The following is a 7,802-nucleotide window of genomic DNA, read 5'->3' as shown; positions in this document are numbered from 1 at the left end:
CGGCAGCCGTCACCGCCAAGTTGTTCTCGGAGTTCGCCCGGGGGTGGGGGGAGAGGAAAAAAGGAGCGGGGGGGGGGGGGGTTTGGGGTGGGGGGGGGGGGGGGAGGAAAGACCCCCCCCCCACCACGCACAGGGCTTTGGTCAGACGCCGGCGACCTGCTGGATCCAGCTGCGGTACCGGGTGATGTTGGTGTAGGCGGTGTTGTTCGACCGGTCGCTGGTCGAGGCGACGCCGACCTGGCGGCCGCCGGAGAACATCGGGCCGCCCGAGTCGCCGCCGGCGGTGATGCCGTCGACGCGGTTCGCGCAGACCGCGACACCGCCGTGGTAGTCACCGCAGTTGACCGAGTTGACCCGGACGGTGGCGACCTTCAGGTAGCGGGACTGGCAGTTAACCTCCGAACCGCACTGGCTGGTCGCGCCCCAGCCGTAGACCTGGACGTTCTGGCCGACCGCGACGTTGCTCGTGGTGCCGAGCGGCGCGTAGGTGGCGTTGACCGAACTGGTCAGCCGGACGATGGCGAGGTCCGCGCCCGAGTGACGGGTGATGCTCGCCGCGGTGGCCATGGTGCCACCGCTCTGCTGGTCGAGGCTGCCGATCCGGAAGGTGTAGCTGCCACTGCCGGCGACACAGTGCTTGGCCGTGAGGATGTACTGCGGCGCGATGATCGTCGCGCTGCAGTTCTGCTGACCGTTCACGAACAGCCGGGCCGCCCAGGGACCGCTCTGCGCGTACTGGCCGCCGATGATCATCGGCTGCACGCCCGAGGGCTCGGCGGCGGTCGCGGCGGGGGCGGTCGAACCGAGCAGCGCCATGAAGGCGGTACCTGCCAGCAGGACAAGAGAGCGCAGTCGCATTTTCCGACTCGTTTCCGCGGCCGGATCCCGGCCGCTTCAGTGGGGACGAACGCGCTGATTCTGTGTCGTGCCAGGGGAAGCCAGGAACCGACGAAAGTTCGCTCGGGCTACCTGTTTATTTCCATGACGGCCGGAGGAGATTTTTGAGTACGCGGTGAAGATCATTAGGTAGTCACTCGCCGAGCAGCTGCCAAGCGGTGAGGGCGAGCCTGGCCCGCGTCACGCCGAGAGGGTCGGTCAAGTCGATGGCCAGGGTCTTCCCGATCTGCGTGAGCCGCCGCGCGACGCTGCTGTGGTGCAGGTGCAGGGAATCGGCGGCCTGGCGCACGGAACCCGTCGCGCAGTAGGCGTCCAGCGTCCGCAGGTCCTCGGGATCCGCGGCCAGGTTCGTGATCGCGACGACGTCGGCGTTGGCCCGCGTGTCCTCCGCCGGGATCCGCGCGAGCAACGCCAGCGCCCCGAGTTCGTCGTACTGGATCACCGGACGGCGCGCGGTCGTGAACCGCAACGCGGTCCTGGCGTCCTGCCAGGACCGATGCGGGCATCCGGCACCGCCGATCCCCGCCCGGACGCCTTCCGGGAACCGGGCAGGATCCACCGCGGTGGTCAGGATGATGCCGACGTCCGTGAGCGGTGCGGCCTTGACCGGGCGGCCGGGGCAGATCAGGTTCCCCAGCTTCTCGAGCGGGATCCCCGACCGGACGGCGATCACCCTGATCGGCGCGTCCGCGGGGAAACCCAGCAGCCGTAAGGCCCGGCTCCTGGCGGCGTCGTCGCTGGCGGAGCTGATCACGAGTTCCACCAACGCCGGGTCGGCCATGGTGGTGCGGGCGGGCCCGTACCGTTCGACGACGGTCGCCACGGCGATCGCGAGCCTGTCCAGCACCGCGTCGTCGAGGGCGACGGGCGTTCCGTCGCGTTCCAGCCACACCGTGCCGATCTCCTCGTCGTCGAGGGTGATCGCCATCGTGGCGGACGTGGGCACGGGGCCGGGAGCGGCTTCATGGCCATCGGGTGCCATGCGGATGCTGCGCCCGGTGCCGTGGAGCCGGATGCCCGCGACGCATTCCGACAGGCCCGCGGTGGCGCGGGCGAGCGCGGGGAGGTCGACCCGCCGCCGCATCAGGGTGTCGTAGAACATCACGATCCGGATCACGCCCTCGGCGTCGGGATCCAGATGCGACAACCGTGCGGCCAATGCCTCCATGCCCGCGAGAGTACGCGGCGATCGTCGCGTGAAGGGGCGATCACACGCGACGGTCGGCGGCCGCTCTCCGGGCCGCGAGCCGGGAGGATCGTCGTCATGGATCCCGAACTCGAAGCCTTCATCGCCCTGTTCCCCCCGGCGAAGCTCGACGACCCGATCGCCGAGCGCGCGAGCTACGCGAAGCTGGCCACGTCCGTACCCCAGCCGGACACGTCGGCGATGGACGTCGAGGACCGGCTGGTGCCCGGCGAACCCGGGGTCCCGGTCCGGATCTACCGGCCGCACGAGGCGCAGGGCGCCATCATCTGGCTGCACGGCGGCGGCTGGGTCATGGGCGACCTGGACACCGAACATCCGTGGGCCGCCCGGATCGCCGAAGCCTCCGGCGCGGTGGTGATCTCCGTGGAGTACCGGCTGGCTCCCGAAAACCCGTTCCCGGCCGCGCTCGACGACGTCTACGCCGTGCTGAACTGGACGGCGGAGCACGCTGCCGGACTCGGCGTCACCCCGGACCGCATCGCGATCGGCGGGCACAGCGCGGGTGGCGGGCTCGCGGCGGCGACGGCATTGCGGGCACGCGACGAACAAGGACCGCCGATCTGCTTCCAGCTGCTCAACCAGCCCGGGCTCGACGACCGGCTGGAGACGTGGTCGGCGCGGAACTTCACCGACACGCCGTGGATGAACCGCGCCAAGGCCACCTCGATGTGGGGGTACTACCTGGACGGCAAGCCCGCGCCCTCGCCGTACGCCGCCCCTTCGCGGGCCACCGATCTCTCCGGCCTCCCGCCCGCGTACATGGCCAGCGCCGAACTCTGCCCCAACCGCGACGAGAACATCGACTACGCGGTCCGTTTGCTGCAGGCGGGGGTTTCGGTCGAACTGCACCAGTGGTCCGGCACCTTCCACGGGTCGCAGGCGATCCTGTCCGCCGAGGTGTCGCGCCGTCAGATCGACGAACTGGGTGACGTCCTGCGCCGTGCGCTGGCCGAGTCATGACGGCACCGGCCCGCCTGCTGCGCCCCTTCGCCGGGACTTTCGCCGCTGTCGTCGGGTTGCGGATCATCGGCGCCGTCTCGGGGTTGGCGCCGCTGCTGGCCGTCGTCGAGCTGGGCCGCGCGCTGCTGGGGCCCGGTCCGGTCGACGAGGGCCGCGTCTGGACGGCGGTGCTCGTGGGCGCGGCCGGGATGTTCGTCCGGTCGCTGTTCACGGCCGCGTCGTCCGGGATCGGGCATCTGCTCGACGGCCGCGTCCAGCTCACGTTCCGCCGCCTGCTCGCCGAACGCCTTGGCCGCGTGCCGATCGGCTGGTTCTCCGGCCGCCGGACCGGCGAGCTGGCCAAGGTCGTCGGCGAGGACGTCGACGCCGTGCACCCGTTCATCGCCCACACCCCCGGCGAACTCGTCTCCGCCTTCGTCGTTCCGTTGGTATCACTGGGTTATCTGCTCACCATCGACTGGCGGCTCACCTTGATCACGCTGATCCCGGTCGTGCTGGCGGTGGCGCTGGTCCCGCTGATGATGACGCCTTCCCGGCTGCGCGAACAGGAGGAATTCGACCGGGGCATGGCGGGGATCTCGAGTTCGGTGGTCGAGTTCGTCCAGGGCATCGCCGTGGTCAAGGCGTTCGGCGGAGCGGGCCGCGCGCACCGCAGGTTCCGCACCGCCGCGGACGCTTTCGTCGCCACCTTCACCCGGTGGGTGCGGGGCATGGCCGGGCCGGCGGCGGGGATGCAGCTGGCGCTGTCGCCGCCGTTCGTCCTGCTGATCGTCCTGGTCGGTGGCACGATCCTGATCACCGGCGGCGGCCTCGCCCCGGTCGATCTCCTGCCGTTCCTGGTACTCGGCCTGGGACTGACCGCGCCGGTGGCCGCACTGGGCCACGGTTTCGACGAGCTTCAGGCCGCCCGGCGCGCGACCGGCCGGATCCGCGACGTGCTCGAGGTGCCGCCGTTGCCGGAGCCGTCGAATCCCGTCGCTCCACGAGGACATCGGGTGGAGCTGCGTGACGTCCGGTTCGGTTACGAAGCGGGGCACGAAGTCCTGCGCGGGATCGATCTGGTGCTCGAACCGGGGACGGTCACCGCCCTCGTCGGGCCGTCGGGCGGCGGGAAGTCCACTTTGGTCACCCTGCTGCCGCGGTTCTTCGACCCGACGCACGGATCGGTGTCGCTGGGTGGGGTCGATCTGCGCGAACTCGGCAGCCGGGAGCTGTACCGCAAAGTCTCTTTCGTGTTCCAGGACGTCCGTCTGCTGCGCGCGTCGATGGCGGAGAACATCGCGCTGGCCGTCCCGCACGCCGGTCTCGACGAGATCGTGCGTGCCGCCCGGTCGGCGAACATCCACGACCGGATCCTCGAACTGCCGCGCGGATACGAGACGGTGCTTCATGAGGAAACCGGCCTGTCGGGTGGCGAGGCGCAGCGGATCTCGCTGGCGCGCGCACTGCTCGCCGACACGCCCGTCCTGGTGCTCGACGAGGCCACCGCGTTCGCCGATCCGCAGACCGAACTGGCCGTGCGCCGGGCGCTGACGGCTTCACGGGCCGACCGTACGGTCCTGGTCATCGCCCATCGCCTGGAAACGGTCATCGACGCCGACACCGTCGTGCTGCTGGAGAACGGCACCATCGCCGAACGCGGGAAGCCCGCGGAACTGCTGGCGGACAACGGGAAGTTCGCCGCCTTCTGGCGTTCCCGCCACTCCGCCGAACCACAGGGGGAAGTCCGATGATCCGGTTGTTGCTGAGTGTCCTCGGCCCCGACCACGCGCCGCCCGTGCGACGCACCGTGGCGCTGATGACGACGACCGCGATCGTCGAGGGTCTGTCCTACGCGCTGTTGGTCCCCTTGCTGCGGGCCTTGCTCGGGAGCACACCGGGCGACGCCGTCGGGTGGCTGGTCGCGTTCGGTGTGGCCGTCGCGGTGTTCGCGATCCTGCGCTACCGCGCCGATCTCTCCGGGTTCCGTGCCGGGACGACGTTGCTGCGCGGGATGTACCACCGGCTCGGCGACCATCTCGCCCGGCTCCCGATCGGCTGGTACGGCTCGAACCGGGTCGGCGAGGTGTCGGTGCTGGCCGGGCCCGGTGTGCTCCAGGCGATGGGCGTGATCGCGCATCTGCTGGCGCCGTTCATCGCCGCTTGCGTCACCCCGCTGACGATCACGTTCGTGATGCTCGTCTTCGACTGGCGGCTGGGGCTGGCCGCGCTGATCGCCGTCCCGGTCGTGGCGGTGATCCAGGCCCGGGCGGGCCGCTCGATGGCCGCCGCCGACGAGGAAGGCACCGAACGGGGGCACGAGGCCACCGGCCGGGTCATCGAGTATCTGCAGGCCCAGCCGGTGCTTCGGGCGGGCGGGCGGACCGCGGAACGATTCCGGTCGCTCGACGATGCGCTACGGGATCTCCAGCGGGCGAACCGCCGCTCCACGCTGGCGGCGCTGCCCGGTGTCGTGGGGCTGACCTTCACGGTGCAGGCGATGTTCACCGTTTTGCTGGTACTGGGCGCTTTCCTCGCACTCGGCGGGGACATCGGGGCGGCCGAGGTGCTGACGATCCTCGTACTGGCCGCGCGCTGCGCGGATCCGTTGCTGTCGCTGTCGGACATCGGCGGAAAGCTTCGCGGCGCGCGCTCGGTGCTGACAAGGCTCGACGCGGTGTTGCGAACCGAACCGCTGCCGGAACCGGCGGAGCCGGTCCGGCCGGCGCGGCACGACCTGGAGTTCGACTCCGCCGTCTTCACCCGCGGCGGGCGGGCGGTGGTCGACGGTCTTTCGCTGACCGTCCACGAAGGACAGCGACTCGCCGTCGTCGGGCCGTCGGGCGCGGGGAAGAGCACGGTGCTGCAGCTGATCGCGCGGTTCCACGACGTCGATTCGGGGGCGGTGCGCGTCGGCGGGGTCGACGTCCGCGACATCGGCACCGAGGAGCTGATGTCGCGGATCGCGATCGTGTTCCAGGACGTGTACCTCTTCGACGGCACCATCGAGGAGAACGTCCGGCTCGGCCGTCCGGACGCCGACGACGACGAAGTGCGGGCCGCCGCGACGGCGGCACGGCTGGACGAGGTGATCGAGCGGCTGCCCGGCGGCTGGTCCGCGCACGTCGGCGAGGGCGGCACGCTGCTGTCCGGCGGGGAACGCCAGCGGGTCTCGATCGCGCGCGCCCTGCTGAAGAACGCGCCCATCGTGTTGCTCGACGAGGTGACGTCGGCACTGGATCCGGTCAACGAGACGGCCGTCCACGAAGGGATGGACCGGCTCATGGCGGGCCGGACCGTGGTGATGGTGGCGCACCGGCTGCGGACCGTCGAACGCGCCGACCACGTGATCTTCCTGGACGGCGGCCGGATCGCCGAGGAGGGAAGTCACGACGAACTGGTCCGCGCGGGCGGCCGGTACGCCGCGTTCCGGGAACCGCAACTCACTTGACGCCGTCCGGGAACGGCAATGCACTGTGCGGATGACTATCGGGCCCGTGAAGATCCGTTCCACGACCGCCGAGGACCGCGCCGTCTTCGTCGACACCATGTTCACCGCGTTCGCCCGGTTCCCGGACACCTCGGCCGAGACCTGGTCCGCTCTCGAAATGGACCGCGGCCTGCTCGCCGAGACGGTGGACGGGCGGCCCGTCGGCACGGCCGCCGCGTACTCCTTCGAGCTCACCCTGCCCGGTGAGATCGTCGTCCCGGCCGCAGGGGTGACCGCCGTCGGTGTCCTGCCCTCGCACCGGCGGCGAGGCGTGCTCAGCGCGATGATGCGGCATCAGCTCGCCGAGTTCCGGGAGCGGGGTGAGTTCCTCTCCGTCCTGCTGGCTTCGGAGGCCCTGATCTACCGCCGGTTCGGCTACGGACCGGCGACCTACACCCGGCGTCTGACGGTGCGCCGCCATCGGGGCGCCTTCGCCGTCCCCCACGCGGACGGCGGCTCGATCGAGGTGCTGCGCCGGACCGAGTGCGGCGAGATCCTGGAAGGGATCTACGACCGGTACCGCCGCGCCCGGCCCGGCGCGCTGTCCCGTCCACCCCGCTGGTGGTCCGCGGGGGCCGGGCAGCCGCCGATCTCCCGGGCACCGCGGTACGTCGCCGTGCACCGTGCTGCCGACGGCGCCCCGGACGGGTACGCCTCCTATTCCCTCACCGAGCCCAGCACCTTGAACGTCGACGAGACCATCGCCGTCGACGACGAGGTGTCCACGGCGCTCGCGCGGTTCGTGCTCGGGCACGACCTGATCACCGAGGTCGTGTTCAAGCACTGCCCGCCCGACCATCCGCTGCGATGGCAGCTCGAGGACTTCCGCGCCGGCGAAGTCGGCGGCGACACGGACTGGCTCTGGGTACGGCTGCTGGACATCCCTCGCGCGCTCACCGCCCGCGGCTGGCCGACCGACGGCGAACTCGTCCTCGACGTCGACGACCCGGCACTCGGCGAGCACGGCCGATACCTGCTCGCCGTCCGGGGCGGCGAGGCGGACTGCGTCCCGACGGACACCGAGCCCGACCTGTCCCTGGACGTGAGCGACCTGGGCTCGATCTATCTCGGCGGCACGCCCCCGAGCACGCTCGTGCGGGCCGGACGCGTCCAGGCCCACCGCCCGGACGCGGCGGCGCTCGCCGACGCGCTCTTCCGCACCGAGCGTTCCCCGCACTGCCTGCACTGGTTCTGATCGCGAGGGGGCGCGGTCCCAGAACGCGGACGTTCGTTGACACCCCGTAGCGCCACTGCTCTACTCGGACGCAT

Annotated in this window: 6 protein-coding genes; 4 read left to right on the top strand and 2 right to left on the bottom strand. The window is 71.0% G+C overall.

The features are described from left to right. Nucleotides 1–141: 141 nt before the first annotated feature. The gene (locus ACZ6DT_RS27970; RefSeq protein ID WP_465600557.1) at nucleotides 142–858 is read right to left on the bottom strand and encodes a S1 family peptidase; all 717 of its coding nucleotides are present in this window, start codon (nucleotides 856–858) and stop codon (nucleotides 142–144) included. A 172-nt stretch (nucleotides 859–1,030) separates the two neighbouring features. Beyond that, nucleotides 1,031–2,065 (bottom strand): PucR family transcriptional regulator, encoded by a 1,035-nt coding sequence (locus tag ACZ6DT_RS27965; RefSeq protein ID WP_465600554.1) that lies wholly within the window; start codon nucleotides 2,063–2,065, stop codon nucleotides 1,031–1,033. 96 nt (nucleotides 2,066–2,161) lie between these two features. Here ACZ6DT_RS27965 and ACZ6DT_RS27960 point away from each other — a divergent pair, with 96 nt between their 5' ends. Genes ACZ6DT_RS27960 through ACZ6DT_RS27945 form a run of 4 tightly spaced genes read left to right on the top strand, consistent with a single transcriptional unit; the run spans nucleotide 2,162 to nucleotide 7,728 of the window. Next, nucleotides 2,162–3,064 carry an alpha/beta hydrolase gene (locus tag ACZ6DT_RS27960; RefSeq protein WP_465600552.1) on the top strand — a complete coding sequence of 301 codons (903 nt, stop codon included), beginning with the start codon at nucleotides 2,162–2,164 and terminating at the stop codon, nucleotides 3,062–3,064. After that, on the top strand, nucleotides 3,061–4,797 hold the full coding sequence (locus ACZ6DT_RS27955; RefSeq protein WP_465600549.1) for an ABC transporter ATP-binding protein: 1,737 nt from the start codon (nucleotides 3,061–3,063) through the stop codon (nucleotides 4,795–4,797). The genes ACZ6DT_RS27960 and ACZ6DT_RS27955 overlap by 4 nt, the downstream gene beginning before the upstream one ends. Beyond that, nucleotides 4,794–6,494: an ABC transporter ATP-binding protein gene (locus ACZ6DT_RS27950; protein WP_465600547.1), complete on the top strand. Its 1,701-nt coding sequence runs from the start codon at nucleotides 4,794–4,796 to the stop codon at nucleotides 6,492–6,494. The genes ACZ6DT_RS27955 and ACZ6DT_RS27950 overlap by 4 nt, the downstream gene beginning before the upstream one ends. A 46-nt stretch (nucleotides 6,495–6,540) precedes the next feature. Next, nucleotides 6,541–7,728: a GNAT family N-acetyltransferase gene (locus tag ACZ6DT_RS27945; protein ID WP_465600545.1), complete on the top strand. Its 1,188-nt coding sequence runs from the start codon at nucleotides 6,541–6,543 to the stop codon at nucleotides 7,726–7,728. The last annotated feature ends 74 nt before the right edge of the window (nucleotides 7,729–7,802 follow it).

Source organism: Amycolatopsis sp. NPDC041971, from assembly GCF_055588925.1.
This window is presented reverse-complemented; position numbering and strand designations above follow the sequence as displayed.

Excerpts from the sequence above, each read along its gene's own strand:
- ACZ6DT_RS27970 (WP_465600557.1), bottom strand. The coding sequence starts at position 858 with ATGCGACTGCGCTCTCTTGTCCTGCTGGCAGGTACCGCCTTCATGGCG.
- ACZ6DT_RS27965 (WP_465600554.1), bottom strand. The coding sequence starts at position 2,065 with ATGGAGGCATTGGCCGCACGGTTGTCGCATCTGGATCCCGACGCCGAG.
- ACZ6DT_RS27960 (WP_465600552.1), top strand. The coding sequence starts at position 2,162 with ATGGATCCCGAACTCGAAGCCTTCATCGCCCTGTTCCCCCCGGCGAAG.
- ACZ6DT_RS27955 (WP_465600549.1), top strand. The coding sequence starts at position 3,061 with ATGACGGCACCGGCCCGCCTGCTGCGCCCCTTCGCCGGGACTTTCGCC.
- ACZ6DT_RS27950 (WP_465600547.1), top strand. The coding sequence starts at position 4,794 with ATGATCCGGTTGTTGCTGAGTGTCCTCGGCCCCGACCACGCGCCGCCC.